The sequence below is a fragment of the Streptomyces sp. NPDC001450 genome, from assembly GCF_053597295.1.
This window is the reverse complement of sequence record NZ_JBSFHY010000001.1, coordinates 283,843-309,280: the sequence shown is the minus strand read 5'-3', so window position 1 is coordinate 309,280 and position 25,438 is coordinate 283,843. Positions and strand designations below refer to the sequence as shown.

19 protein-coding genes, 1 tRNA gene and 1 pseudogene are annotated in these 25,438 nt (G+C 68.9%); 11 read left to right on the top strand and 10 right to left on the bottom strand.

Features of this window, described 5'->3' with window-relative positions; translation table 11 throughout:
• Nucleotides 1–265 precede the first annotated feature (265 nt).
• Both ACWC5O_RS01445 and ACWC5O_RS01440 read left to right on the top strand, forming a co-directional pair.
• The gene (locus ACWC5O_RS01445; RefSeq protein WP_450589625.1) at nucleotides 266–952 is read left to right on the top strand and encodes an alpha/beta fold hydrolase; all 687 of its coding nucleotides are present in this window, start codon (nucleotides 266–268) and stop codon (nucleotides 950–952) included.
• A 14-nt stretch (nucleotides 953–966) separates the two neighbouring features.
• Nucleotides 967–1,395 carry a hypothetical protein gene (locus ACWC5O_RS01440; RefSeq protein WP_450589626.1) on the top strand — a complete coding sequence of 143 codons (429 nt, stop codon included), beginning with the start codon at nucleotides 967–969 and terminating at the stop codon, nucleotides 1,393–1,395.
• A 162-nt stretch (nucleotides 1,396–1,557) separates the two neighbouring features.
• Here ACWC5O_RS01440 and ACWC5O_RS01435 read toward each other — a convergent pair whose 3' ends face one another.
• The gene (locus ACWC5O_RS01435; protein ID WP_450589627.1) at nucleotides 1,558–3,537 is read right to left on the bottom strand and encodes a LuxR C-terminal-related transcriptional regulator; all 1,980 of its coding nucleotides are present in this window, start codon (nucleotides 3,535–3,537) and stop codon (nucleotides 1,558–1,560) included.
• Between the two features lie 295 nt (nucleotides 3,538–3,832).
• Entirely contained in the window at nucleotides 3,833–4,345 is a 513-nt protein-coding gene (locus ACWC5O_RS01430) for a TetR-like C-terminal domain-containing protein (RefSeq protein ID WP_450589628.1), read from the bottom strand.
• 1,141 nt (nucleotides 4,346–5,486) lie between these two features.
• Here ACWC5O_RS01430 and ACWC5O_RS01425 point away from each other — a divergent pair.
• A complete protein-coding gene (locus ACWC5O_RS01425) occupies nucleotides 5,487–6,167 on the top strand; it encodes a hypothetical protein (RefSeq protein WP_450589629.1) in 681 nt (226 codons plus the stop codon).
• 220 nt (nucleotides 6,168–6,387) lie between these two features.
• On the opposite strand, the gene ACWC5O_RS01420 is transcribed toward ACWC5O_RS01425, so the two are convergent.
• Nucleotides 6,388–6,750 carry a helix-turn-helix domain-containing protein gene (locus ACWC5O_RS01420; protein ID WP_450589630.1) on the bottom strand — a complete coding sequence of 121 codons (363 nt, stop codon included), beginning with the start codon at nucleotides 6,748–6,750 and terminating at the stop codon, nucleotides 6,388–6,390.
• A 203-nt stretch (nucleotides 6,751–6,953) separates the two neighbouring features.
• On the opposite strand from ACWC5O_RS01420, the gene ACWC5O_RS01415 reads away from it, so the two are divergent.
• Both ACWC5O_RS01415 and ACWC5O_RS01410 read left to right on the top strand, forming a co-directional pair.
• Nucleotides 6,954–7,661, top strand: a complete 708-nt coding sequence (locus ACWC5O_RS01415) for a hypothetical protein (RefSeq protein WP_450589631.1) — start codon at nucleotides 6,954–6,956, stop codon at nucleotides 7,659–7,661.
• Between the two features lie 210 nt (nucleotides 7,662–7,871).
• Nucleotides 7,872–7,947 (top strand) — tRNA-Arg (locus tag ACWC5O_RS01410).
• A gap of 199 nt (nucleotides 7,948–8,146) precedes the next feature.
• Here ACWC5O_RS01410 and ACWC5O_RS01405 read toward each other — a convergent pair.
• Together ACWC5O_RS01405 and ACWC5O_RS01400 are read right to left on the bottom strand one after the other, a co-directional pair.
• Complete coding sequence (locus tag ACWC5O_RS01405; RefSeq protein ID WP_450589632.1) at nucleotides 8,147–8,776, bottom strand: hypothetical protein; 630 nt, start codon at nucleotides 8,774–8,776, stop codon at nucleotides 8,147–8,149.
• A gap of 56 nt (nucleotides 8,777–8,832) precedes the next feature.
• The gene (locus ACWC5O_RS01400; RefSeq protein ID WP_450589633.1) at nucleotides 8,833–10,347 is read right to left on the bottom strand and encodes a DUF1254 domain-containing protein; all 1,515 of its coding nucleotides are present in this window, start codon (nucleotides 10,345–10,347) and stop codon (nucleotides 8,833–8,835) included.
• A gap of 465 nt (nucleotides 10,348–10,812) precedes the next feature.
• Between ACWC5O_RS01400 and ACWC5O_RS01395 the strand changes: the two genes are divergently transcribed.
• Nucleotides 10,813–11,361: a hypothetical protein gene (locus tag ACWC5O_RS01395; protein WP_450589634.1), complete on the top strand. Its 549-nt coding sequence runs from the start codon at nucleotides 10,813–10,815 to the stop codon at nucleotides 11,359–11,361.
• A gap of 396 nt (nucleotides 11,362–11,757) precedes the next feature.
• A complete protein-coding gene (locus ACWC5O_RS01390) occupies nucleotides 11,758–12,336 on the top strand; it encodes a fasciclin domain-containing protein (RefSeq protein ID WP_450589635.1) in 579 nt (192 codons plus the stop codon).
• A 1-nt stretch (nucleotide 12,337) separates the two neighbouring features.
• Here ACWC5O_RS01390 and ACWC5O_RS01385 read toward each other — a convergent pair whose 3' ends face one another.
• The 3 genes from ACWC5O_RS01385 to ACWC5O_RS01375 form a co-directional block, all read right to left on the bottom strand.
• Entirely contained in the window at nucleotides 12,338–12,526 is a 189-nt protein-coding gene (locus ACWC5O_RS01385; RefSeq protein WP_450589636.1) for a hypothetical protein, read from the bottom strand.
• Between the two features lie 362 nt (nucleotides 12,527–12,888).
• Nucleotides 12,889–13,617, bottom strand: a complete 729-nt coding sequence (locus ACWC5O_RS01380; RefSeq protein ID WP_450589637.1) for a cation:proton antiporter domain-containing protein — start codon at nucleotides 13,615–13,617, stop codon at nucleotides 12,889–12,891.
• The gene (locus ACWC5O_RS01375) at nucleotides 13,596–13,946 is read right to left on the bottom strand and encodes a hypothetical protein (protein WP_450589638.1); all 351 of its coding nucleotides are present in this window, start codon (nucleotides 13,944–13,946) and stop codon (nucleotides 13,596–13,598) included. Before ACWC5O_RS01375 ends, ACWC5O_RS01380 begins: the two co-directional genes overlap by 22 nt.
• 1,421 nt (nucleotides 13,947–15,367) lie before the next feature.
• Between ACWC5O_RS01375 and ACWC5O_RS01370 the strand changes: the two genes are divergently transcribed.
• From ACWC5O_RS01370 to ACWC5O_RS01355, 4 genes are all read left to right on the top strand, one after another.
• On the top strand, nucleotides 15,368–15,733 hold the full coding sequence (locus ACWC5O_RS01370) for a hypothetical protein (RefSeq protein ID WP_450589639.1): 366 nt from the start codon (nucleotides 15,368–15,370) through the stop codon (nucleotides 15,731–15,733).
• A complete protein-coding gene (locus tag ACWC5O_RS01365) occupies nucleotides 15,723–20,012 on the top strand; it encodes a DUF6531 domain-containing protein (protein WP_450589640.1) in 4,290 nt (1,429 codons plus the stop codon). The genes ACWC5O_RS01370 and ACWC5O_RS01365 overlap by 11 nt, the downstream gene beginning before the upstream one ends.
• Nucleotides 20,009–20,473, top strand: a complete 465-nt coding sequence (locus ACWC5O_RS01360; RefSeq protein ID WP_450589641.1) for a hypothetical protein — start codon at nucleotides 20,009–20,011, stop codon at nucleotides 20,471–20,473. The genes ACWC5O_RS01365 and ACWC5O_RS01360 overlap by 4 nt, the downstream gene beginning before the upstream one ends.
• 851 nt (nucleotides 20,474–21,324) lie before the next feature.
• On the top strand, nucleotides 21,325–23,337 hold the full coding sequence (locus tag ACWC5O_RS01355; protein WP_450589642.1) for a tetratricopeptide repeat protein: 2,013 nt from the start codon (nucleotides 21,325–21,327) through the stop codon (nucleotides 23,335–23,337).
• Nucleotides 23,338–23,770: 433 nt separating this feature from the next.
• Here the strand turns inward: ACWC5O_RS01355 and ACWC5O_RS01350 are convergent.
• Together ACWC5O_RS01350 and ACWC5O_RS01345 are read right to left on the bottom strand one after the other, a co-directional pair.
• Nucleotides 23,771–24,252, bottom strand: a pseudogene (locus ACWC5O_RS01350) (tyrosine-type recombinase/integrase); the annotation flags it as partial.
• Nucleotides 24,253–24,921: 669 nt separating this feature from the next.
• Complete coding sequence (locus tag ACWC5O_RS01345) at nucleotides 24,922–25,086, bottom strand: hypothetical protein (protein ID WP_450589643.1); 165 nt, start codon at nucleotides 25,084–25,086, stop codon at nucleotides 24,922–24,924.
• Between the last annotated feature and the right edge of the window lie 352 nt (nucleotides 25,087–25,438).

Sequence of the window (25,438 nt, the reverse complement as noted above, 5' to 3'; positions counted from 1 at the left end):
AGTGGACAGGTCTTGATCACGTGCCCGGGCCGGAAAGCCGCGTCCTGGCTCCAGCACTCGAGTGAGGGCGAATTCCCACGGAAACTCCGTGATCCGCGGCGGCGTCCGACTCGGCAGCCTTGTTCCTCGTGAGGAGAGGCCCCCTCCTCCTTCACTCGCCGCCGTGTTCCCCACCCCCCGCACGGCGGCGAGTGTGCCCCGGCGCCCGCGAGCGGGCCGCCGAGGTGGCAAAGGCGGGGCTGCCCGGAGACGAACAGAGGAGTCGATGGCTGTGGCAGAAGTGGTGCTGGTACACGGTTTGTGGTCCGACGGGTCCAGCTGGAGCGAGGTCATCCCGTTCCTGCATGACGCCGGACATCACGTTACGGCGGTGCAGTTGCCGCTGACCTCCCTGGAGGACGACGTGGCCGCCACACGGCGGGTACTGGGCAGGTCGTCGGGCCCCGTCGTCCTGGTCGGCTGGTCCTATGGAGGAACGGTGATCACCAACTCGGTGGCGGAGGCGCCGAACGTCTCGGCACTGGTGTACGTGGCAGCCTTCGCCCCGGTCAAGGGCGAGAGCGCCTTCCAGCTCCTGCAGCAGTTCCAGGCCACAGTCGGCGAAGCGGTCCGCCCGCAGGACGACGGGCTCTGCGAGGTGGCCCCGGACCGGTTCCATGAGGTGTTCGCCGCTGACGTTCCCGCGGTGCGCGCGAACGTGCTGGCGGCGGTCCAGAAGCCGGCCGCCCTGGCGTGTCTGGAAGCCCCCTCGGGAGAGCCGGCATGGCGCGCGATCCGCTCCTGGTACCAGGTGGCGGGGGAGGACAAGGCCCTGCCGCCGGCTGCTCAGCGTTTCATGGCGGAGCGCATGGGGGCGGAGGTGGCCTTGGTGCCGTCCAGTCACTGCTCACCTCTGTCGCACGCCAAGGAGGTGGCAGACCTCATCACCCGCGCCGCTGTCAGTACGACCTGAGGGAGGCAGTCCAGATGGTTGATGACACAACCAACCGGTGCAGTGCGGTGGGCTCCGCCGCGAACGACGCTCTGTTGCGCTTCTCCCTGAAGCTGGACGGCACGGTGTCCGGACTCGTCGCAGCCCTCAGCCTGCTGGGGGCCAGGACGCTGGACTCGGCGCTCGGCCTGCCGGCGTGGCTGCACTGGGCACAGGGTGCGTTCCTGGCGGTCTACGCCGTCGGCCTGTGGTACGCGGCCACCCGCCCGGCCGTCATCCGGCCGATCGCCGTCGCAGCCGTCGTGCTCAACGCGGTGTGGGCGGTGGGCTGCGCGGCGGTACTCGCTGCCGGAGCGTCGTGGTTTCCGCTCACTCTCCTCGGTGACGGCTACGTCGGCTTCATCGGCATCGCCGTGGTGGTGTTCGGCTCGATGCAGTACGCGGGACTGCGACGGGCCGGGTAGCCGACAACGCGCTGCATCGCGGAGGTTCACCTCCTCAGCGTCGGCCGGGCGGCGGCCGGGTCCCTGTCCCAGGGCACCGGCCGCCGCCCGGCCGCAGCCGTCCGGAAAGTCCGCACCCGCGAGCCGAGAGCATTTCCCCATCTGGCCGGAAGGCCTCTCGGGTCACAACGGTTCGTTGTCGAGCAAAGGTGCCAACTCGCGTCTGCCGGTGATGCCGAGTTTCCGGAATCCACTGGTCAAATGGTTCTCCACGGTCCGCCGCGTGATGAAGAGGGTCTCGGCGATCTCCCGGTTGGTCAGTCCACGCGCCGCGAGTACCGCAACCCGGCGTTCGCTGTCGGTCAACGCCGGCGCCCCGACCGCGTGCGCTCGGCGGGGCCTCGCGCCAAACACACGCAGGCGCTCGCGGGCCAGGTCGGCAAGGCCGACGGCCCCGCACTGCCGGGCGAGCTCCAGCCCGCGACGGGCCATCTCCCTGGCCAGCCGGGCATGCCCGGCCTCGAAACGCAACGTGCCGTACTCGACGAGCGACCGGGCCTGTTCGAGCATGGCTCCGGCTTCCTCCAGCAAGCCGACGGAGGCCTCCAACTGTGTCAGGCCCTGTCGTCCGCGCACGGTCACGGCGACGGTGCGCAGGCTGATGCCGAGCGTACGCGGGGTGCCCCAGGCCTGGGCCTGCTCCAGTTCCTGGTGCGCCAGACGCGCGGCCTGGCCGGAACGGCCCAGGGCCAGATGAGCGAGGGCGGCGAGGGATCTCCACGCAAGGATGGCGGGGTTGTCCCGTTGCCAGGCGATCTGGCGCCGTCCGCACTCCAGCAGGTCCTCCAGGGCGCCGGCGAAATCGCCGTCGGCCAGGCGCATGCGCGCACGCGCCTCCAATAGGTGCGTCCACTGCCAGACGTTGCCGTACCGCTCGGGGTCGGCAAGGATGAGCAGCGGCTCGGCTTCCTCGCGCCGTCCAGTCTCCAGCAGCACCCGCAGGACGCCGGCGACCGCGAGGGGAAGCATGGGGTTTCCGCGGGAGGCCGAGACCAGGTCCAGCCAGCGGCGTCCCGCGTCGAGGGCAGAGGGAAGGCAGCCGGTCCGGTAGGCCGCTTCGCACCGGCCCATCGAGACCAGCGTCCGCGTGGCATCGGCGTCGTGCCACTGTGTCTGCTCCGACAGGCGATCGAGGATCCCTGACATCTCCTCCAGCCGGTCGCACCAGGCCAGGGCCAGGGCGGCCGGTGCGATCGCGCGCGTGACGACGTCGTCCTGCGGCAGCGATCCTTCCAGCGCGTCACGGGCGTACGAGGCCACAGTGGCGGCTTCGGAGAGGTGACCTGCCGCCAGAGCCGACCGGAGCGCCGCAACTGCCCGTTCGCGGGTGCGGTCACCGTCGGCCGACAGCCCGGCCAGCCTCTCTCCCATCCATGGCCGCTTGTCCAGGTCCTGCATCTCGATCAGCACGCGCTGCAGTCTCAGGCCGAACACGGCATCGTCGCGTGGCCGATCCGCCATGGTCAGCGATCGGGCCTCGCGTTCGAGGAGCTCGGCTGCCTGGCAGCCGCGCTGGCCCCGCTCCAGGACGTCGGCCAGTACGGGCACCACCTCCAGCCGCGCCGCCGGGGTGGTGAGCGCGTTCAGCGACGCGGACAAGTGGCGGACCGCAGCTGCCGGGTGAGCCGGTGCCTCGACGCGGCCGAGTTCGGCCAGCAGGACATCCTGCCCGGACGAAGGTGGCTCGCGCAGCGCGCGCCGCAGGTAGGCCACAGCCCTCTCGGAGTCGCCGCGCGCCGAAGCCAGACGTGCGGCGGCGCGCAACGCGCCGACCACCCAGTCCCTGCCGGCGGGCTCGGCGCCGAGCAAATGCCCGGCGACCTGCTCCAGCGGACGGTCCTGGTCGTGCAGCAGCCGGGCGGCACGGTAGTGCGAGCATGATCCATTGTGCAGATCGGGCGTGTTGATGACTACCCCCTTGGATGGACGGACGGCCGCGTCGCGCGCGAGGCGCTCGACGGCCCGAGCGGTGATGTCCGCTCGGAGGTGGTCCTCGACTCCTGTGCGGCGAGTTGCCAACAAAACGAGCTCAAGGCAAGCCTGCGGCGGCCCGCCCTGTGGCAGCGCGGCCCGGGATGCGGCCTTCGCCAAGCCGAGGGACAACAGGCCGATGATGTGTTCCGGGCCCGAATCCTGTGAGGGGAGAACTACGCGGAGGGATACTCGCTCGCACGGTACTCCTAAGGCACCCGATGCCCCTGCTCCGCCCCAGCCTGCTGATCGAGCCACTGCGGCCTCACCCGCCTACTGGGCCCGCCTGCCCACGGCCGCCAGCCCGTAGTCGCGCCTGCTACCCGCACCCCCGCAGATCGGTACCTGGTGGCCGAAACGCACAGTGAGTGACTGGTGTTCCGACCGCCTGTGAGCCGACCGGAGAACGGCGTCGACCCGCGCCGGCTCAGCGGGGTGGAGTGCGATGCACGACAAGGAAGTCGTCGACGACCCGGCGTACGTAGATGGTGTCGAACGAGCGGCTGCCCAGTAGCCTGCGGAAGAACAGCGGTCCCAGCAGCTTCTCGACCGCGAGCGTCACGTCCAGCTCGCCGCGTGCCTTCGCCTGCCGGATGATCTCAGCGCAGCCCCGCGTGCCCTCCCGGTAGAGCGCGTCTTCCAGATCCGAGAAGGCGGGTGCGACGGCTCGCTCTATGACCATGCGCAGGGCCCGGTCGACTGCTGGATCGTGCAGGTGGTCGCGGGTGACGTTCAGCTCGGCGAGGAGGTCGTCGCGCAGGTTGCCGCTCGGCTCGGTGTGCGCGATCGCGATCTTCTCGCCGATCGCGTCCCGGATCAGTGCGGTGGCGTCGTGTTGGATTGCGCAGAAGTGCAGGACATGCGGTGTCAGCTTCTCGCCCCATGCCGGCAGATGTGCTCTTGGCCGCGACCTTGGGCCCGCCGCGCGGGGCGTGTCCACCGACCCGGCGCGAGGAGCCGTCGTCCTTCTTGCGCTCGGCGGGGAACAGCGGGGCGCCGGGGCGGGTCTGGTCGTCGGCGAACTGGCCGCACACGTCCGCGATGAACCGCCATGTGCGGTCGCGCCGATGATCAGCGGGACCATCCGCTCGCGGACCCGAGCCGCGCTTGCCCAATCTCGTTGATCGGGCACTCGACCACCCGGCCGGTCATCCGATGGAGTTCGACCTTGCGCCGCAGCTCCAGGAAGAGGAAGTACGTGGTCAGCGCTTGCGACCGGGTTCACCGGGTGCCGCCGCGTGAGTTCCACAGCACCTTCCCGAAGTACGCGTCGGCGTCGTCGGCTCCATGTCCCACAGCGGTCGACCGAACCAGGACCTGATCTAGTCAAGGTGCTCGACGCCGCCGCGGATCGTGCCGTCCGCCAGCCCCGCCGAGGCCCGCGCGAGGACGGAACCCGGACAGCACGTCGGTCTCAAACCGCGCCAGCTCCTCCGTCGACGCGGCACCCTGTACTCACGCAGGTCCCGTACGACCGCCAGTGCCGCCAGCCCTGAAGGCGTTCCTGAGGGCACTGCCTGGTGCCGGGGCACGGCTGAGCCGCGGGCCGTGCCCTTCCCGAGCCGACAGCGCCGTTTCGAGGCACGGACACCTGGTTTGTCACCTGCGGTCCCTCTTGCCGCTCTAATGGATGACAGGCATTTTCAGGGGGCTGGCGGGACGGAGCAGGATGCCTGGATGAGCCGTCTCAACTCGCGCTGCGGGCTGTCCAGTTCGAGGCGCAGCAGGTGGTGTTCGCGTGTCCGGCTCGGAGAGTTCCGGTTGCGGCTGACCCGCGGCAGCAGCCGCCAGCCGGGCGGTCAAGTTCCGGGCCCTACCTCCTGCCCTGCCTAGGAAGAACGAGGGTGGCGCAGCCTCCTGAGTGCCGCTCGATGACTGGGCTGCGGTCGGGTTTCACAGGTCCCCTGCACGCGCGTGGGAGCAACTCCCTAAGGTCGTCACACGAGGTCAGAGCGCCATGTCCCGGCAGAATTCAAGGGCTGGGAAGGCGGCGTTCCCTACCCACCTAACACCCCTCGCACTCCTGGCGGATCGGGGCCGGGCGTGCGCGCCTGTGGCGGCAAGGCCCTATGGTGATCGCCATGCAGCCCGCCGACGGTGCCACTGCTTCCGCCAATCCCAGCAGGGTCGCAGCGGACATGGGTGCTCTGATCCACCAGTGTGATGCGGAGCTGGCCGAACATGACGCCCAACTCGACCGGCTGACGTCGGGAATCTCCGCGCTGGAAGCCGAGAAGGCAGTGGTGCGTTCCAAACGCCAGCAGGTGGTGACCACACGCGAGCAGGCGCTGCGCGTCCAGGAGACGCTCCTCGCGGCGGCACAGGCCGGCATCGCCCTTCGCAGCGGACAACGCGAGGGAGGCACCAAGTTCAAGGTCGTGCCCGATCCTGACGAACGGGAAGGCGCCGACAGCGGCCCAAACGAGTCCTCGGACCCCACGGAGAGGGCGGCCGCTGACCCGACCGCAGAGGCGGGCCACACGGCCACGGCCGATGCGTCGGCGGCATGCGACGCTTCGAAGCTCGGCCCCCGCGCCCTGCAGGCCCTGCAGATCATCATCAGCTCCCCCGGTCAGCAGTGGACCCCGAAGCTGCTCGCGGTACAGCTGGAGGGCCAGGAGGCCGAAGTAGACGAGAAGGCGCACAACCGCGCTCGGGCCCTTCTGGACCATCTGACCAAGAAGCAGTTCGTGGCGAAGAAGCACCGGAACGACAGCCGACGCTGCTACTTCGTCGCGGCCCCAGCTACGGAGGCCGCCTAGAAGAGCCCCAAGGCGACCGTCTCCCGCACGCCAGCAAGGTTCCGAGGCCGACGCAGCACGCGCGGGAGGCGGTCTGACGACTCTGGGCCGTACCCCCACGCTACCGGGTCATTCCCGGACGAGGGTCTGTTCGGCCTGCTTTTCCCCCGATCGGGAGGTCGACCCCCTATGCAGCAGACACATCATCAGACTTTCCTAGGCCGTCCTGCCTGGTCGGCAACTATCCCTCGCTGCTGCGCCGATGTGAGGGAATGGGCTGGTGGCGGGCACCGTCATCGTCCATTGGCCATTCGGTGTGACGCGGCCAGAGGATCTCATCGAGCGTCGCCTCGAGGCTCGCGAGCGTAAACATGTCGGGCCACACGGTTCCGGCGAGGATGTTGGAGATGACCTGCCGGTTGACGCCGGAGGCATCGGCCAGCGCATTGGCCGAGAAGCTGCGTCGCTCCATCGCCTCCGACAGGGCCCGGGCGACGGCCTGCCCCACCTGCGCCTGCCGGACGCTGTCCATCGCCGCGTACGGCCAGTCGCCGGACACGGCATACTCGCGCGGCTTCTTCCCACGTCTCGTTCCTCCGGGCATGCGACCAGTGTGACGGACGGGATGCCGACTTCCGCACCTCGTCCAACCATGGGTTGCTACCAGAGTAGCAACCTGACCTGACGCCTGGTCACGCCTCTGCCCCGGTCTGCCTGAAAGGTGTGGTGTCAACAGTGTCAACTCGACAACCGACGGGAACGCCGCCGGTCACCGGCCGCGCCAGGCTGGGGCCCGAGGAACGGCTGATGCCGTCGCCCAAACTGCGGGCGGATCAGCACCTGCTGGTCATCGTGGCCGCCTGCTCGGCAGTCGACCCGATGGGGGCGTCGGAGCTGGCGACGGCGACTGGGATGGCCGCCAAGAACTGCGGGCTGGTCCCGGTGTTCGCGATGAACACCGGTCTGCTCACCAAGGGGCACAGGCGGGCGACCTATCTGCCCAGCGACAAGGGCCGGTACGTCGCCCGGGCCTTCACACGTGGCGAGGTCGAGGGACTTGAGGCCCTGCGGACCAAGTGGAAGGGGCAGTGGTTCGCGCGGACTGTCAGGGAGCGCTGCCGCTACGGCCCCGTCTCCCGGGAGGGTCTGGTGGCCAAGCTCATGGTAAGCAGCACCCGCTTCTACCACCGCATCGCGATCAACTGCCCCGCCAAGACGCACACTCTCCGCATCAGGTGCGACGAGACCGACGAAGACCGACAGATCGACCCGAAGACGAAGAAGCAGCACTTCAACCGCACCGAACACCTACGCCAGGTGCCTCCCGACACGCCGGCCGGCCGCCGCCTGAAAGGCTTCCGCCAGGACAGCGAGTCCATCCACTCCCGCTTCGACCAGAGCTACCCCCACAAGCGGGTCCCGGCATACGGCGCCCGAGGAGCCCTGCTGATCTATCTCGGCTACGCCTGGCTGAACAACTCCATCACCCGAGCACTGAACACGATCTTCTCCTGACAACGACCGCAGGTCGCCCCCTCCCGGTCGCCCCAGCACCCCGCACAGGACCTCCCCAGCAAGCAACATCCCCCGCACGCCGCGCACGCCACCCGCTACACTGGCGGCGGCGAGCAGACCCTCACCGGTCGATCACCAACCTGTCCAAAACACGTCAAGAGCCGGGTCGCGTGGCGACCTCGTTTTAGACACGTTTGTCGACAGATCCCTGCCTTCGTAGCTCAGGGGATAGAGCACCGCTCTCCTAAAGCGGGTGTCGCAGGTTCGAATCCTGCCGGGGGCACCAGAAAATTGCAGGTCAGCACCCTAAAGGCCTTCCAGAGAACCACCCTGGAAGGCCTTTGGAGTGCGGAATGGGAACGTCCTGGGAACGCTCGCATGCGAACCGGGGTCGAGCCCATCCCCGTGGAGGAGTACCGGCAGACAGGCCGTGCCTGGGCCTGCGAATGAGAGGGTCGGCACACCGCAGGCGGCTTGAGACCATCTCAGTGCGTGTAGGTGTTCTCCAGCTCGTCCTGGAGAATGTGAGCCTCTCCGGTCGCGGTCCGTAGCACGAGGTCGTGCTCGGGCGTCTCCGTGCGGTACGCCCATCCAGCCGGCAGCTGCAGCCGATCCCCCAGCCCGGCGAGCATGTCCATGGTGAGCGGTTGTACGCGGTGATGCGTCACGTAGACACGGCCCTCGGAGTCGAGCAGTTCGTGGACGGGCTTGCCCGCGGAGAACAGCCACTCGGTGTCCCGGTTGATCACAGTGTCCTGGTAGAAGCGCCCGGGGCCGCTGCCGCTGAGCTCGAACCCCGCGGGAATACTGAGGACAGCCAGCCAGCGGGCCTGCAGCCCTTGGAAGGAACGGACTTCGCCGGCCTTGTACGCGGTGATGCGGTCCATCAGCCAGAACCGAGGACCGTTCAGCCAGACGGCAGACGCTCCGGTGTCCCGGGTCAGGGTCTGCGGATCGAGGGGAGACCACTTCTCCTGCGGGCAGTCGTTGAGACCGGTGGTGTTGTACACGTCGGCTCGGAGCCCGCCCTCGTCGCCTGGGCTGATCAGGAAGATCTCCCCGTAGCGGACGTTGCGAAGCTCGTTGAACCGGATGGTCTCCTGGGTGGTGGCCATGGCAGCCTCCCTGTGCGCATGCCGGGCACGGTGGTGGCTCTGCCGACCGGGGAACGTCAGTCGACGCGGGTCAGCGGGGGACACTCCCAGGTGGCGTCGATCACCTCGGGGCGGGGCCGGTACATGCGAAGGGCCGCGAACCAGGTGCCGTCCTTTGCGGTGGGCAGCCAGTTGGCTTCCCTGTCCTGGCCGGGCGGCTCACTCTGCAGGTGGATGGTCAGTCCGCCGTCCGCGTCCCACTGCAGGCCGGTGCTGCGGTCGCCCACCGAGTAGCGGTCGGCCGGGTTGGGGATGAGGTTCATGTCCTCGCCGTAAGCGGTCAGTGACCAGAAGGCGTCGACCGGTGGCAACGCGTCGATGGCGAAGCGCAGTCGGTACCGGCCGTCGGAGGCCAGTTTGTTGCCGTCGGCGTCCTCGAAGTTGAGCAAGTAGACCGCTTCGGCCGGATCGTTGGCGGCGACGCCGAGCAGCGACTGGTCGGCGGCGCGTTTGAGGAAGTCGTCGCCGAAGCGTCCCATCTGCGGGGGCGGGTAGCGCCAGCCGTTGACGAGGTGGGCCCAGTCGCCGCTGAGGGTCTGCTGCTTGAGCATGGGCGTGCCGATGGCAGCGGCCCGGATCAGGCTTTGCCTGACCGCGTCGGGCTGTGCTTCGACGTCGAGGCCGGGGCCTACGCCGATCTGGGCGAACTGCTGGAGGAGGACGTCGTGATGGGACGGCGGGGGATTCTCTGCCAGCATCGCATTCAGCGTCTTCCACGGTCCCAGAGGGTCCTCCGCCGCCGGGATCGGGGTCAGCACGTCACGGCTCTCGGGGACCTTCGCGTCCGGCTTGCCGTACAGGCTGAGCGGGACGAGCCGGTACTGCTCCTGAAGTGCCCGGACGCGTGGCACGTCGTCCGGGCCGCTGACGAGGGTGCGGCCGAGGACGAGGACCCAGGGGCTGGGCGCCTCCTTCACATGCCGCACCCCGGCGGGAAGCTTTCCCTTCCAGCCCGGGCCGAGGAGGGCGAAGCTGCCCGCGCCGGAGCCGGTGGTGCGCTGACCGACGTAGTCGAAGTTGTCGGAGGTGATCCCGACCAGCTCGAAGGTGAAGTAGCGATCACCCATGTCCGGATGGGAGAGGATGACCGGCTCGCTGCCGAGATTCACCCAGGCAGCTGAATACAGCGTGTCATTATTGGGACACCCACCGTCGCGGTAGGTCGCGTCCAGCAGCCGCTCGGCGTGCCAGAAATGGTTGACGGGCGCGTAGGGGACCGTCGACGGGTTGCGCGGCTGCGTCACCCAGTCGTGCCTCAGCTGGGCGTTGTAGATGTACGGGAACCCGTAGACGAACGCCTGCTCACCGAGGGTGTAGGCGTACTCGCCACGCCAGTCGTCCATGCGCCCGGTCAGGATCGGCTTCACCGCCTGTCCCAGTGCGGGCATCATGCCGGGCAGGTGGCGTGCGCGATCGATCGTGGCCTTCGGATGGAGGGCCGCACGTCCGGCGGCCCGTGCCACCGTGACGGCTGTGCCGGCCACGTCCTCGGGGATGCGCCGCCAGGCCGGGCGCTGTGATGGTTCGGCCATGTCAACACCACTTCGCTCAACAGCATCACGGCATGGACTCCGTCACGCCGGCCGCGTGGGTCCGTCTTCCAGCGACCATCCTCCCCCGCTTCACCGGTCGACGCAGCCGGAGAGCTTCCAACCGTCTCGCCCAGCGCGACCACGGCCCAGGCGGCTGTCTCCCGCTGTACGGGCGTCATTGCACTCGTACGGCCGAACGGCCAAGCCCGCCCGAGGGCAGGAGTCCGGACAGGCGCGTAAGTTCACGACCACACGGTTGGGGTCCTTCGGGGTTGCCGGAGCCAGTCGGCGTCAACGGACTGCAGACCGCCCAGGACCGTCATGCCACAGAAAGCGAGTCGCCGTATGTCGTCAACACCGGCCGGCCAGGCTCCAGTGACCAGGACGTTCGAGAATTCCCGCGGCGTGCCCCACGCCGAGATCGTCGTCTTCACCAAAGATGCTGACGGCCCCGGAGCGACCGGCATGGTTTACAACACCCTTGGTCTGCCGGTCGACTTCACCGACGAGCAGTTCCGCGCCCTGGACCCCGCCGCCCTGGCTGCGGAGTTCCACGGAGACGCCGTGTGGATGAACGGGCCGCGCCGGGCGCTCATGGACACCGCCACGGCAGAGCTCCGCGACGGAGGACGAGTCACCTCCGTGGAGGGCATCGCCATGCACACGGTGGCCGATATCCATGTCCCCGACCTGCAGACGTTCCTCAGCACCCAACGGCCGCCCTACACACAGCTCACCGTGGGGCGTACCACCCAGTGGGTCTTCCTGAAGGGAAGCGAGATCCACGAACTCGTCTCCCCCGAGGGACACCAGTACGTCATGCAGAGCCTCTCCCGGCATGTCGACCCGGACCTGGACGTGGAGCAACTGCCCACGCTCGGGGAACGCCTGCGGCTTCCCGGCGGCTGGCAGTACCGCGTCCGCACGCTCGACGAAGACCTGCGGGTGGGCGCACACGGCGACGCACACATCGTCTTCGACGAGTACGAGAACAACTACCAGCGCCACGCCTGAACCTCGTCCCGGCGGCCAGGCGGGAGCCGGACGACGACAGGCTCGACCGCACCTGCCGACGGCGCGCCGGCGAGGAGATTGCCAGGCCCAGCGCCCGACCCTTCCCAACAGCTGAGCTGGGTTCTTTACACGGGTGGTCTCCAGGTGCTGCAGCCAGGGCCTGGAGACGTCAGTGGCGCGAACCCGCATGCCGAGGGCGGCAAGCGGGGCGTTCGCCGCGTCCGGCTTCAAGATGCGGTCCCATGCACGTGCTGGATACGCTCGCTGAGCGGCAGGGTGATGAGGGCCCCAACGCCGGCCGGGCGCTGCAGCCGCCCCACCCCGCCCGGCGGAAACGAAGACAGCCGCAGTCCAGACCTCGGCAGGATTCACCCCTCCACAGGAGGAAGGTTTGCTATGAGGTTCACCCGCACGCATACAGCAAAAGCCACCGCGGCAGTTGTGGTCGCCGTCCCGCTCGCCCTCGGAGGTCTGACGTCGCAGAGCCACGCGCAGGATGCCTCTCCCAGCCCGTCCGGCACGTTCGGTTCAGGCTGTTCGGCGCTCTCCCAGAAGGCCGATACGGCCAAGGACAAGGTCGTAGAGGCTGCGTCTGCCTACCCGCAGCTCAGCCAGCTGGTAGCAGCCGTGGTCAGGGCACAGCTGGGCCGCACCCTCGACCAGAAGCCCGACGTCACCCTCTTCGCCCCCAATCAGCAGGCGTTCCAGAACGTGACAGCGTCGCAGCTCTCCTCGCTGCTCAGCGACCAGGGGCAGCTTAAGAAGGTGCTGACCTACCACGTAGTGGACAAGCAGATCACCCCGGACCAACTCTCCAACGGCTCCTTCACGACGGTGGAAGGCAGCAAACTGACCACGTCGGGCTCGGGTACCGACTTCAAGGTCAACGACAAGGCGAACATCGTCTGCGGCAACATCAAGGCCGCGAACGCCACCATCTACGTCGTCGACGCAGTCCTCCAACCCCCGTCCTGACTCACAGCTCCCGTTCCGGGCGCGGGGTGACCCGTGTGGACGCAGGAACGGGAGCTCCTTCGCGCAGTTTCCGGCCCCTGGCGGCGTGCTTCTCGTGCCAGCGGCCGTACCGGTCGGCGAGGGCGACGGCGGAGAAACCGTGCAGCAGAACGCTCAGGCCGACCGTGACCGCCACCACTCTCGCCAGCAACTCGACTCCGTTGGACGTGCTCCTCCTCCAGGAGCAGCAGCCCGAGGACGACGGAGGCCAGACCGCGGGGTCCGAACCACCCGATATAGGCAACCGTGGGCAGTCTGAGCCCGCTGCCGGTGAGCGCGACAGCTACCGGCAGCATCCTCACGACAGTCAGGCTGAGGACCGCGTACACGACGACGCGCCAGCTCAGGTTCTCCAGCGTGCGAGGCCAGGCCTTCCCCGAGGTACTCGGCGAAGGCCGCGGTACGGTCAGGGACGTCCCGCGAGGGGGCGGGGGCCTTCCGCGGTTCGCCGCCCGGGAATGATGAGGCTCGTTGAAATTCCCCACCCCGTGCTCAGGGGTTCCCCAGACCTGCTCACCTTGTCTCCCCACCCACAGCGCGCTGAGCTGCGGACGGATGCCACTCGGGAGGGGCCGCCCGATAGCCAGCCAGGTCCAGGGTCGGGGCGAGTTGTCCAGGGTGAGCGAAGCTCAGCGCGCAGCGCCGCCGCAGGCGCCCTTGACCACTCGGCACGGCCCGCACACTCCACGAGCGGGCGGCCCCGACCCTCGTTGCCGACAGCAACCGTCTGGGGAACGAAGAGCAGCCCTGGGGAGTTTCACGAAGCCTCATCAGGAACCGGCGCAGTGCGAAACCGAAGGCGAAGCCGCCGACCCAGGCGGCGATGAAGCCGCTGCCGTCCACCACGACGCCCAGCGCGTACGCGGCCGTTGCGACGGCCGGGACGAAGAGCTGCGCCCACGTACGCGAGACCCATCCCCGGGCCTGCGCCGACCGCAGCAGCCGGCCGCCGGCCACGCCGACCAGGAAGCCCAGGACCGAGCTGAGCACCAACGCGCGCCAGAAGACACCCGACTCTCCCTCCCGCGCGGCGGACGTGCCTGGCAGGGCGGCCAGAAAGAGCACGAAGAACGGCAGCACCATGCCGTCGTTCAGGCCGCTCTCCACGTTGAGGCCGTGCCGGACGAGTGCGGGGACCCGGGGACTGGACATGGCGGTCTTGCCAAGGGCCGCGTCCGTCGGAGCGAGAACGGCTCCGACCAACGCGAGTTCCCAGAGAGTCAGTCCGGCAGCAGGGGCCATGCCAGCAGCCAGCCTGCGCCGATGCTCATCGGCAGACCGACGCACAGGAGCCGACCCGGCAGAAAGCCCTCGCTTCGCAGGTCCCGCCTGCGGACAGTCATGGCTTCGGTGAACAGCACCAGGGTGAGGGCCGCTTCGAGCAGTGCGGTGACCGCCTCGGCGCCGTGCTTCAGGTCGACGATGCCGAGCGCCGCTGGCCCGAGGAGGACTCCGCAGCCGACGAACACCATCGCTGACGACACCGGCGACGATGCCAGCCGGCGTGAGCCCAGCGCGTACGCGGCCGTGACGCCCGCCACCGCCACGCCGGCCCATGCTTCACCGCTCATCGCCGGAGCCTTCCGTCGGCATCACTTCGCTCAGCAGCGCAGAAGGCAGGTCCTTCGGTACCCGGGCCTGACGGTCCAGCCGGCTCTGTCCTCCCCCGGCCGACCGGCTGACGCAGCCGGAGAGCCATCCGCGCTCCGCCTCGGACGGACCTGAGGAGCATCTTCCGATGCCCCGAACCCGCTACATCGATGGTTTCCCTCGTACGTCTACCTCGCCGACGACCACCCAGTGCAGCTGGCCGAGTCCTGGGAGCTTCTCGCCCTCACCGGCCAGTCCCTGATTGCCATGCCAGAGGCCGGACCATACGCCGGTGTCGGCGTACGGCCAGGTGCCGCCGGTTCCTGACCCCAGTACATGTACCTGGCCCGCAGCGAGGAACGGGAAGTCGCCGCCCTGTTCGGCGAACAGTGGACCGCCTACGCCAGGCGAACGCCGGCGTTCTGGCCGAAGCTTCGTCACCAGCCACCGCCACCCGGCAGCCGCGAGGGCACACGCGCGGGTCGCGTCGGACTGCCGCCTAGAGGTGAACGGGTGGCTCCGCAGCCGCCGGCCGCCGGCCGCCGGGGAAGGCGCTCGCTACGGACCGGCCCCGCAGATCAGCACGAGCAGATAGCCTGTGCCCACCGGTTATCTACCGCCCGCACAGACGGCCCGAGGGCCCCCGACCCCAAGTGGCAGGGGTGGGGTCCTTGTCGCCCCCAAGGGGTCTGCGGTGCTCACCACTTCGGCAACCCCGGCTGGCCTCAGCCGACTCCCCCACCACCGTTCCCAGGGGCCTCCGAGGACCCCTCATGGGAACGTCATGGGAACGGAAGGCCGAGTAAGGACAGGGAACGATCAGGCACGTACGGAAAGCTGCACTGCGCTGACCAGCCTGAACGGTGAGGCCAGGGAAAGGCCATCACAGACAGGGCAAGCTATAGACCCTCTCCTAAAGCGGGTGTCGCAGGTTCGAATCCTGCCGGGGGCACAGAGAAACACCTGGTCAGAGGCCACATGGACCCTCCGTGGACGCCACGGGGGGTCCTTTGTGTACTCGATGGGAGCATCCTGGGAACGGGATGATGGGGGATTTAGGCAACTTTGGGCCGATCATGCGGTGCGGGAATTTTATTGAGTTTTACTCCATCGCATGAGGCGCTACTGCGCCCGGCGGGCTGCTTTCTGGGGGATGCGGGGCGTGCCGTACACGGCCGGCGGGTGATTCGCGCGTCGCCGTCGCGTCACGCGGGTGAGCGATGCAGCCGGGCATGACGATCATGAGGCGGATGCTGTCGCCCAGTCGACCGAAGGCGACGAGCTCGACCGTCGAGCAGCACCCCCATCGCATTACCTGTACATGCCTTCAATATGACCTTTCCTTGACTGGTCTCCCCTAGGGTCAGAAGCTGCAGCTGCGAACCGGGGGGAGACGACAGCGATGGGCGATGGCAAGGTCCCCGGCAAGGTGCTGGACATCAAGACCGCCGACATCAAGGCGGCGGCACCTGCCTTCCACCAAGGGGCCATCGATCTGAGCAAGGCACTGACCACCCTCATCCAGACCCTGGACGGCCTGGGTGAGCCCTGGGGCCACGACGAACAGGGCGACAAGTTCGGCAACGCCTACAAGCCGCAGCAGAAGAAGATCGAGAGCGCGGCGGGCATCCTGGTGCTCGGTCTGACGAGCATTCACGAGGCCATGGTGGACATGGCGGACGGAACCGTGGACAACGACCAGCTCATCGCCGGCATGTTCACTGAAGTGAAAACCGACAAGCAGAGCGACGGTGCCGGTGAGCGTTGAGGACAAAGCCCGGCACATCCTTCTCAAGCTGGGCATGTGGTGGCCCGAGGCCGACTCCGGCCAGCTTCGGGAGGCCGCGAAGGCCTGGCGCACGTTCGCCGGGGCCGTCGACGACGTCCGCTCGCCCGTGCACCGCAACGCGTCGTCGATCATCCACCACAACACCGGTGAGGCGATCGAGGCGTTCGACAAGTTCTGGGGCCGCTACGCCAAGGACCAGGACGGCGGCTGGCTCAGTGACCTCGCCAAGTCCTCGCGGGAGATGGCCAAGGCACTCGACAAGTTCGCCGACGCCATCGACGACGCCATCAACAAGCTCTGGACGCAGATCGGCATCGACGCGGCCGTCATCGCGGGCGGCGTGACGCTCGCCTTCTTCACCGCAGGCCTCGCCTCCGGGGCGGCCGTCGCGGCAGCCGACGCGGTCATCGAGTTCGGTGCCACGATGGGCGTCGCGGTCACCACGACGGTGGCGGAGATCGCCGCGGGCACCCTCGTCGCCGCCGCGTTCGGTGGGGTCGAGTCGGTCGCCGTCGACCTCGCCGTGGCCCAGCCGCTGAAGATGGCGACCGGTCTGCAGCACGGCTTCAGCCTGGACGAGGTCAACCAGGCCGCCAAGGACGGCATGATCTTCGGCGGCGCGCTGGGCGCGGGCGGCGGTCTGCTGAAGGCGAGCATGGAGGGCGGGCTCAGCGACACCACCCCGCTACTGCTGCGCCCGCCGTCACTCCGCCCCGACCTGGTCGAGCTGGGCCCGGCCGCCCGCAACGCCGAGCGCACCCCGTGCGTGGGCGAGCCGATCGACGTGGCGACCGGCGCGATGCTGATGACACAGACGGATCTGACCCTGCCGGCCGCTCTCCCCTTCGAGTTCACGCGCACGCACCTGTCGTCCTACCGGGGTGGCGTCTGTTTCGGCCCGACCTGGATATCCACACTCGACGAGTGCCTCCAGATCGACGGCGAGGGCGTCGTCTTCGCCGCGGCGGACGGCATGCGCCTGGTGTACCCGGTGCCGGAACCGGGTGTTGCGACCATGCCGGTGAAGGGCGCCCGGTGGCCCCTGGAGTGGGACGGCAAGCCGGACAGCGCGATGACGGTCACGGACCCGGCGACGGGCGTGGTCCGCACCTTCGCCGCGCCCGTTCCTTCGCCCTCCTTCGGCGTGTTCCACCTGGCCCTCGACTCCTGGACGGACCGCAACGGCAACCGCATCGACGTCGAACGCGACGACGAGGGCATCCCGTTCGGCATCCGCCACTCGGGCGGCTACTACGTCGCCGTCGACACCCAGGGCCCGCGCATCACGGCCCTGCGCCTGCTGGACGAGCCACCCTCCCGCTACCGCCCCGGCACCGCGGCCGACGAGGGCACGGTCGTCATGCGCTACGACTACGACCCGTCCGGCAACCTCACCGAGGTCATCAACTCCAGCGGCGAGCCCCTGCGCTGCACGTACGACACCGAGGGCCGCGTCACCCGCTGGACCGACCGCAACGGCACCTGGTTCGGCTACGTCTACGACGAACGCGGCCGGGTGGTGCGCACCGAAGGCGTCGACGGCATCCTCTCCGGCACCCTGACCTACGACGACACGGCCCGCACGACGACGTACACGGACTCGCAGGGCCATGCCTCGGTCCACCGGTACAACGCCGAGGGGCTGGTGGTGGAGGAGACGGATCCGCTGGGGCATGTCACGCGCACGGAGTGGGACGCGTACGGCAACGAGCCACTGACGGTCACCGACGCCCTGGGCCACACCACCCGATACGCCTACGACGGCACCGGCAACGTCATCGAACTCACCCTGCCCGACGGCTCGGTGGCCCAGGCCGCATACAACGCGCTCGGCCTGCCGACGGAGGTCGTCGAGCCGGGCGGGGCGGTCTGGCGGCACACGTACGACGAGCGGGGCAACCTGCTGACGACGGTCGATCCGCTCGGCGCCGAGACACGGTACGCGTACAACGATGCGGGCCGTCCGACGGCGATCACGAACGCCCTCGGCCATACCCGCACGGTGGCCTACGACGCGGCGGGCCTGCCCCTCGCCCTGACGGATGAACTGGGCCACACGACCACAATCCGCCGCGACCCCTTCGGCCGAGTCATCGAGGTGAAGGACCCTCTCGGCCACGCCACCCGCCTGGGCTGGACGACGGAGGGCAAGCCATCCTGGCGCGAGCAGCCCGACGGCACGCGCGAGTCGTGGACCTGGGACGCCCAGGGCAACCTGCTCACCCACACAGACCCCGCCGGGAACACCACCCACCACACGGTGAGCCATTTCGGTGTGCCGGCCACCCGCACAGACCCGGACGGAGCGCAGTACGAATTCGTCTATGACACCGAGCTGCGGCTGACGGCCGTCACCAACCCGCAGGGCCTGGTCTGGTCGTACACCTACGACGAAGCGGGCCGGCTGACCGCGGAGACGGACTTCAACGGCCGCACCCTCACGTACACGCACAGTGCCGACGGGCGGCTGGCTGCCCGCACCAACGGCGCCGGAGAGACCCTGAGCTTCGCGAGGGACCCGCTCGGACGGGTCGTGGAGCAGCACTCGGACGCCGGTGATGTCACGACGTTCGCCTACGGCCCCGACGGCGGGCTGTGCCGTGCGGCCAACGCGGACGCCGAGGTCGTGCTGGAGCGAGACATGCTCGGCCGAACGCTCTCAGAGGCCGTGAACGGCCGGACGACCATCCATGTCCACGATGCCGTCGGTCGCCGTACCCGACGGGTGACACCTTCCGGGCTGGTCTCCGAGTGGGCGTACGACCCGGCAGGACAACCGCTCACTCTGCGGTCGTCCGCGGGTTCGCTGGATTTCGCCCACGACGCCGCGGGCCGCGAGACACAACGCAACCTCGGTAGGGAGGCGACGCTGGCCCAGACGTGGAACGCGACGGGTCTCCTGACCGCGCAGACCCTGACCGCTGCCGCCCCGGATCGCCTCCTCCAGCACCGGACGTACGCCCACCGAGCAGACGGCTACCTCACCGAGATCCGGGAGCTGACGTCTGGCACGCGCCGCTTCGATCTGGATGGCTTGGGCCGCGTCACCGGAACGCGTGCCCACGGCTGGAGCGAAACCTACGCGTACGACCCGGCGGGCAACCTGGTGCACGCCACATCGCCCGCCCATGAGGCTCTCGGCGAGCGCCAGTTCGACGGCACGCTCGTCCGCTCGGCCGGCCGCACCTCCTATGAGCATGACGCCGAAGGCCGCCTCGTCCGCAGGACCCGCAAGCTGCTGAACGGCCAGACCCGTATTTGGACCTACACATGGAACGCTGAGGACCGCCTCACGGAAGTGACCGCTCCGGACGGCAGCCGATGGCGGTACTCGTACGACCCACTTGGCCGACGCGTCTCCAAGCACCGCGTGGCCGGCGACGGCTCCATGGCCGACCGTACGGACTTCGTCTGGGACGACCTTTGTCTGGCCGAGCAGACCGAGCCGGACGGCTGGGTCACCACCTGGGACTACGCGCCGAACAGTCCCCGCCCGGTCACCCAGACGAGCCACAAGCCGACCGCGACAGCGGCCAACGCGTCGTTCCTGGCGCAGTTGGCGGAGGAGTCGGATCCCGAGCACGGCGCCCGGTTCCACGCCATCGTCACCGACTCCGTCGGCACGCCCACGGAACTGGTCTCCGCGACCGGAGAGCTGGTCTGGCAGCGCCGTACCAGCCTGTGGGGCACCAGTTTCCCGGCCCCGGAGGAGGACGCGTCGCCGGTCGACTGCCCGCTGCGTTTCCCGGGCCAGTACGCCGATCCCGAGACCGGCCTGCACTACAACCTTCACCGCTACTACGACCCCGACACGGCGCGATACATCAGCGCGGACCCGCTGGGGCTGCTCCCGGCACCCGATCACCACGCCTACGTGCCGAACCCGCTGGGCTGGAGCGACCACCTCGGCCTCGCCGGGAAGGGGCCGAGGGGCCCGAGAGGGAACCCTCTTGACTTCGGTCAGGGGTACACCGGCCGGGTGGACATCTGGGGAGAAGGCTCGAAGGGATCGGACTTCGAGATCCACGTCTACGACAAGGCCAACCGTGAGGTGGGGACGTTCCGCAGCGACGGCTGGTTCAACAAGCACAGCCTCAAGGCCGAGGAGGTCGACGTTCCGCCGGGCGTGGAGAATGCCATCAAGGGCCGGGCCATCGACACGATGCGCAGGCTCGGGCGCATCGGCCCCAAGGGAACCGAGGACATCTCCGGCGACAAATGGCGTCGCCCTCCACTCTCGCAGGAAGGCTGTCCATGAAATTCATCAAGGCGGACTGGGATTCCGAGCTGCACGGGTTCCGTCTGGATGCAGGCGCCTACCTGGCCGAGCTGCCGCGCCTGCGCGCCGACTTGCCCCCGGGAGCCTGGTCCTTCGCCTCCGACCCCGGGCACTACGACATCGGGGGCGCCACCCGCTGTGTGAAAGACCTGGAGCTGGCGGGGGTCCGTCTCGCCACCGACAAGAGCGGAGGGCTGGTCCTGGAGTTCGCGCCCAACAAGTGGAAACACGAATCCGGCCTGCGCATCAGCTATTCAGGCGTGACGCACTTCTCCATCGACTATGAGCACTCCATCGACTGGATGCTGGTCGACACCGTGCTCCTCGACGAGATCCTCCCGGACGAGGACGGCGGTTGCATGCACGAGATCGCTCTCACCGACGCGTCGATCACCGTCCGCTGTGCGGACCTGCAAGCCGTATGGGGAGACGCGAGCTAGCTCGGAAGCCTTCGACCGACACGGGCAACCAGGGGGTCCTGGAAGGGGCACTCGAGCCGCTCCGCGCCGACATGTGCGTGGTCTATGGCCTCGCCGACGAGGACACCGTCGAGATTGCCGAGGCACTGGCGCGAATCCGCATCACCCTGGACGGTACTCACCGGGAAGCACCGGGGGCCTGACGGCCATACGGAGCGCACCTCGCCCGCCGACTGGTGTCGTACGGCTCGACGCGTAGGGCCGACCTCACACGTCCACTGACGGGGCGATGCTTTGTCGCCCCCAAGAGGTGCGCGATGCTCACCGCTTCGTCGACCGCAGCTGACCTCAGCGGACTTCCCAGCCCCTCGTTTCCAAGGGTTCGTGGAGGCCCTATGGGAACGTCATGGGAACGGAAGGCCGGGTAAGGCGGGGAACGATCAGGCAAGGGCGGAAGACTGCACCCCGCTGACCAGTAGGAACGGTGAAGCCGGGGAGAGACCATCACAGACAGGGGACGTCATAGGCTCTCTCCTAAAGCGGGTGTCGCAGGTTCGAATCCTGCCGGGGGCACAAGGGCAAAGGCCGCCCACCTACGGATTTCCGCAGGTGGGCGGCCTTTGACATCCACGGCTGGTATCAACGCGGGCGGTCACTGACGAGCGGGGCGCCTCCGCAGCATTGTCCGGCCGGTACGGCAACCACTCGGAGAGTTTGGCTGACATCCACGCTGACTGCCCCTGTGCGGCACGTTGTGTCACGTCGGGAAAGCCGACCGCCGAGAAGGACCGGAGTCGCGCGGCGGGACGGTGACCTCCCGGGGCAATAGCCCTGCCGGGGAAGTGTCGGCAGCCTTCTGGCAGGATCTTCGGATGCATGAGCAAGCGTCATCCAGGTCACAGAACGCCAACGCCGGGACGGGCGAAGCCGAGTTGGCTGCCGCCGAGGCCGGTCGGCCCGGTGCGGCACGTGCGTATGCCGAACTCCTCACCGCGAAGGGCCAGGTGGACGAAGCGCTGCCCTGGTGGGAGAAGGCGGCGGCTGAGGAAGCAGATGCCGTGGCGGCTCGTACGCTCGCCATCGTTCACAAGGACCGGTGGGATTTCGCGGGGGCCGAGCGGTGGTATCGCATGGCCGCCGACCGGGACGGGGGGTGTGCGTTCGGGCTGGCCACGTTGTTGAAGGAGGCGGGGGATCAGGCCGGGGCTCAGGAGTGGTACGCGCGGGGCGCCGAGCTGGGCAGCCTGGAGTGTGTGACCAACGGGGCCGTGATGCTTGCCGGGCAGGGTGCGTGGGAGGAGGCGCTGGCCCGGCTCGGTGAGGCGTGCGAGAGAGGAGATCGGAAGGCCTTCCAGGCTCGCCACATCATCGAGCGCATCCTGGACGACCTGGAACGGTGGGGGGACGCGCTCGCGGCGGCCGAGCGGGACGGGGACCCCGAGGCCGCCTATGACGCGTTGAGCGACCTGCGCGACCCCGAGTACCGGGGCATGTTCGACGCCTATCCCAGCACGGTGCGGGCGGCGGAGGCGCTGTACGCCCGGGCCGCCACGCTCGGCAGTGCCCGGGCGCTCGTGGAGCAGGCCATTCTCGTGGAGCGGGACGCGAGCCGATGGCCGGAGGCGCGTGCCCTGGCCGAGCGCGGTCACGAACTCGGATACGCCGGCGCCGCCTTCGTGCTGGGGATCTGGTGGGAGGAACGCGGCGAACTGCGAGAGGCAGAGAAATGGTTCCGCGCAGCCGATGAGAACGGCGGCCACGACCTCGCCTGTCTCCGGCTCGGCGTGCTGTGCAAGCGTCAGCGCCGGCTCGACGAGGCGGAGGAGTGGCTGCGCCGGACCGGCGTGGACGAGGAGAACTACGACTCGTTCGACAGCGTCCAGGAGCTGATAGTCGGCACCCTCAAGGAGATCGCCGAGCTGCGGGCGGAGCCCGAGAGCCTGGCGGTCGCCGAGCGCCGTACCCGTCTGCCGGGCCTGCGGGCCGCCGCCGAGGCGGACGACGCCGGCCCCGAGGAGATGTTCGCCTACGCCGACGCACTCGACTGGCTGCGCCGGCTGCCCGAGGCCGCCGAGTGGTACCGCCGGGCCGGCACCACGCGAGCCGGCCTCGACCTCGCCCGCATGCTGCACCGGCTCGGCGGCGCCAAGGGCACGTACATGCTCCCGCTCTACGAGCCCGCGGCGGAGGCGGGGGACGCCGAGGCGGCGTTCGACATCGCCGAGATCCACTCCGAGGCGGGGGACAAACGCTCGGCGGGAGTCTGGTACCACCGGGCGGCGCTGCTCGGACATGGCCGGGCCGCCTGGCACGTGGGCTGGATCTGCGAGGAACGCCGCGGCGACCCGCAGTTCGCGGAGCGCTGGTACGTACGGGCGGCGAAGACGGGCCTGGCCCGGCCGGCCTACCTGGCGGGCATGAGCATGGTCCGGTACGGGCGCCACGCCGAGGCGGAACGATGGCTGGTGATGGCCTGGGAGGAGGGCATCGTCGAGGCGTCGTACTACTTGGGGCGTGCGCTGCGCGGCCTCGGGCGCGAGGAGGAGGCCGTCGAGTGGCTGCGGCGCGCCGTCGAGCGGTACGCGGAGTTCGAGCGGGAACGGTACGGATTCAACAAGCTCGACCCCCGGCCCGAACTGGCCGACCTGCTGGTGGAATCGGAGCAGGACGAGGAGGCCGAGGACGTCGTGGCGAGGATCCTGGAGGAGTATCCGGGCCACCTGCGCGGCAATCGCTACGCCGGCATCCTCGCCCGCCGCAGGGGCGACCTCGAGACGGCCGCGAAACACTTCGAGAAGATCGCCGACAGGGACGGGGACGGAAGCGTCGGGTTGACACTGAGGGAGATCAGAGACCTCCTGGCCCAGGTTTCGCACCCGCACTGAATGCAGGGACGGCCGCCAGCTCCCCGGAGCGCAGGGTCAATGATCAGCCGGTAACTCGTTGCCGGCGAGGTCGCGGAGGATGTCGACGAAGGCCGGGACAGACGGCGGCTGCCCGGCAGTGCGCCGCAAGACGCCGTAGTCCAGGGTCGGCCCGTCCCGGAAAAGCAGGACGGGTACGACTACCGCGCGGTCAGCATCGTGCCTCGGCCTGCCTGACATCCACAGCTGACATCAACGACGACGTACGTCCACGGTCCCCAGCGGTCCACTTCGCTACCGCACCCTTTACCGCAGCACGCTGTAGCGCCCAGTTGATCAAACTCCTAAAGCGGGTGTCGCAGGTTCGAATCCTGCCGGGGGCACATGGGAAAAGGCCCCGGACCGATCATGGTCTGGGGCCTTTGACATCCACTTCTGACATCAGCGGGTGCGGTCACCCGCGATCGGGCCGCCGCCTCTTTCGCAGCAGGCGGTCCATGTGGCTCATGGCCTCGCGCTGGGTGTCCTGGACGACGTGGGTGTAGACGTCCATGGTGATGCTGATCTGCGAGTGACCCAGGATCTCCATCACGACGCGGGGCGCGACTCCGGCCGCCGTGAGGAGCGTGGCCGTGCCGTGCCGGGCGTCATGCAGCCGGATGACGCGGAGGCCGGCGGACTGGGCGACGCGGGTGAAGGAGCGGTACAGGTTCCGCGGCTCGACCGGGCGGCGCCGGTACGGGTGGTGAAGACGTACGCGGACTCCTGCCACTTCTCCCCCGCCTTGGCGCGGGCAGCCGCCTGGCGCATCCGGTGCCAGCGCAGGGGCGCGATGCAGAGGGCGGGCAGCGGGACGGCGCGACGACGGCGGCTCTTCGGGTCGTCGTCGTGGAGAACGCCACGGCGGCGCTGGGTCTGCTGCCGGACGTACAGGACGACAGCACCACCATCGGACACCTCGGCTCTCCAAACGCTTCACAGCCCCCAGGGCTTGAGCCTCCGCCCCCGGTCACCGGCCTACGGCGCCATGAGACCTGGGTGGGGGCTCTTGGCCTTCGGCCATCCGGTCGCGCTGGCCTGACGGCACCGGACGTCGCCGCGTAGATCACTCCCCACAGGCCCGCACTGCGGGCCGGCGCGGAGCTCGGGGCTCGGGGCTTCGCTCCTGCCTTCGGCCGGGGGTGATCACGCTTCATGCTCTGGCCCGCCTCGGGCCGATGCACCGGACCAAGCCTGATCCCCGCCCTGGTCTCCAGACCGCCAGGCCCGACCTGGAGAGACGGCACAGCCATGCGGGGCTTCACGCATGATCCGCCACGTACCCAAAGGACCGCTTTGGTCCAAAAGCAGGTGCGCGACGGCTGGGAGCTCCGTTGGACCTGCGGGCCGTGGTGGGTGGGATCGTGGCTGGCTGGGGTGATCGCCTGCCCGACTTTAGCCAGCCACTTTGGGGGGAGCCTCGAAGATCATGGCCCCAACGTCGTGCTTTAACGGGCAGGTCCACAGACTGCCCGACGCGCCGGAAGCTTACGGGGCCATGATCACTCCCCCCAAAGCAGCTCCCGGCCAAAGTCGTGCAGTCGATCACGTGGGCAGGCTCACGCGTCAGACCTTGAGGAAGGAAGCCAGGACCGACAGGCCGAAGACGAACGCAACCGCCAGCAGCGCAACGGCCATTTCTCGCACCCGCCGCCGCTCTGCTGCCCGTCGCTCAATGTCGTACTGACGCAGGCCCTGAGCGACCGCTCTCGCGATGTCCTCTTCGTTCACAGTGCCCCCATACAATTGATCCCCGCAGCCTGCCATATGCGTTCGAGCCCAGACAGGGGCCAAGACGGGCGGAGCCGGTTGCCGTACAGCAGCGAAGTACAGCAACCATCGAGAGGCCGCGGGGTGTGCCACTTCCGTGCCAGACCGTGCGGGGAACTACGGGGAACAGCGGGGGAACAGGCCGGCGGAGATCCAAGCTCCGAGACGGCGTCGCCACAGGTCAGCCCGGCGACCTCTCTTAAACGCCCCTAGCTTCCCAAGCTGATGTCGCCCTCGGCTAGGAGACCGGCCGTGCTGCCTACCTTGCCGGTCCACCAGCATGCCGGCCGGTCGGTGGCGTATGAGAGCCTCC

What these genes read in the sequence shown, in the direction of transcription:
- ACWC5O_RS01445 (WP_450589625.1), top strand. Translation starts at nt 266, where the DNA reads ATGGCTGTGGCAGAAGTGGTGCTGGTACACGGTTTGTGGTCCGACGGG.
- ACWC5O_RS01440 (WP_450589626.1), top strand. Translation starts at nt 967, where the DNA reads ATGGTTGATGACACAACCAACCGGTGCAGTGCGGTGGGCTCCGCCGCG.
- ACWC5O_RS01425 (WP_450589629.1), top strand. Translation starts at nt 5,487, where the DNA reads ATGCAGCCCGCCGACGGTGCCACTGCTTCCGCCAATCCCAGCAGGGTC.
- ACWC5O_RS01420 (WP_450589630.1), bottom strand. Translation starts at nt 6,750, where the DNA reads ATGCCCGGAGGAACGAGACGTGGGAAGAAGCCGCGCGAGTATGCCGTG.
- ACWC5O_RS01415 (WP_450589631.1), top strand. Translation starts at nt 6,954, where the DNA reads ATGCCGTCGCCCAAACTGCGGGCGGATCAGCACCTGCTGGTCATCGTG.
- ACWC5O_RS01405 (WP_450589632.1), bottom strand. Translation starts at nt 8,776, where the DNA reads ATGGCCACCACCCAGGAGACCATCCGGTTCAACGAGCTTCGCAACGTC.
- ACWC5O_RS01400 (WP_450589633.1), bottom strand. Translation starts at nt 10,347, where the DNA reads ATGGCCGAACCATCACAGCGCCCGGCCTGGCGGCGCATCCCCGAGGAC.
- ACWC5O_RS01395 (WP_450589634.1), top strand. Translation starts at nt 10,813, where the DNA reads ATGGTTTACAACACCCTTGGTCTGCCGGTCGACTTCACCGACGAGCAG.
- ACWC5O_RS01390 (WP_450589635.1), top strand. Translation starts at nt 11,758, where the DNA reads ATGAGGTTCACCCGCACGCATACAGCAAAAGCCACCGCGGCAGTTGTG.
- ACWC5O_RS01380 (WP_450589637.1), bottom strand. Translation starts at nt 13,617, where the DNA reads ATGGCCCCTGCTGCCGGACTGACTCTCTGGGAACTCGCGTTGGTCGGA.
- ACWC5O_RS01375 (WP_450589638.1), bottom strand. Translation starts at nt 13,946, where the DNA reads ATGAGCGGTGAAGCATGGGCCGGCGTGGCGGTGGCGGGCGTCACGGCC.
- ACWC5O_RS01370 (WP_450589639.1), top strand. Translation starts at nt 15,368, where the DNA reads ATGGGCGATGGCAAGGTCCCCGGCAAGGTGCTGGACATCAAGACCGCC.
- ACWC5O_RS01360 (WP_450589641.1), top strand. Translation starts at nt 20,009, where the DNA reads ATGAAATTCATCAAGGCGGACTGGGATTCCGAGCTGCACGGGTTCCGT.
- ACWC5O_RS01355 (WP_450589642.1), top strand. Translation starts at nt 21,325, where the DNA reads ATGCATGAGCAAGCGTCATCCAGGTCACAGAACGCCAACGCCGGGACG.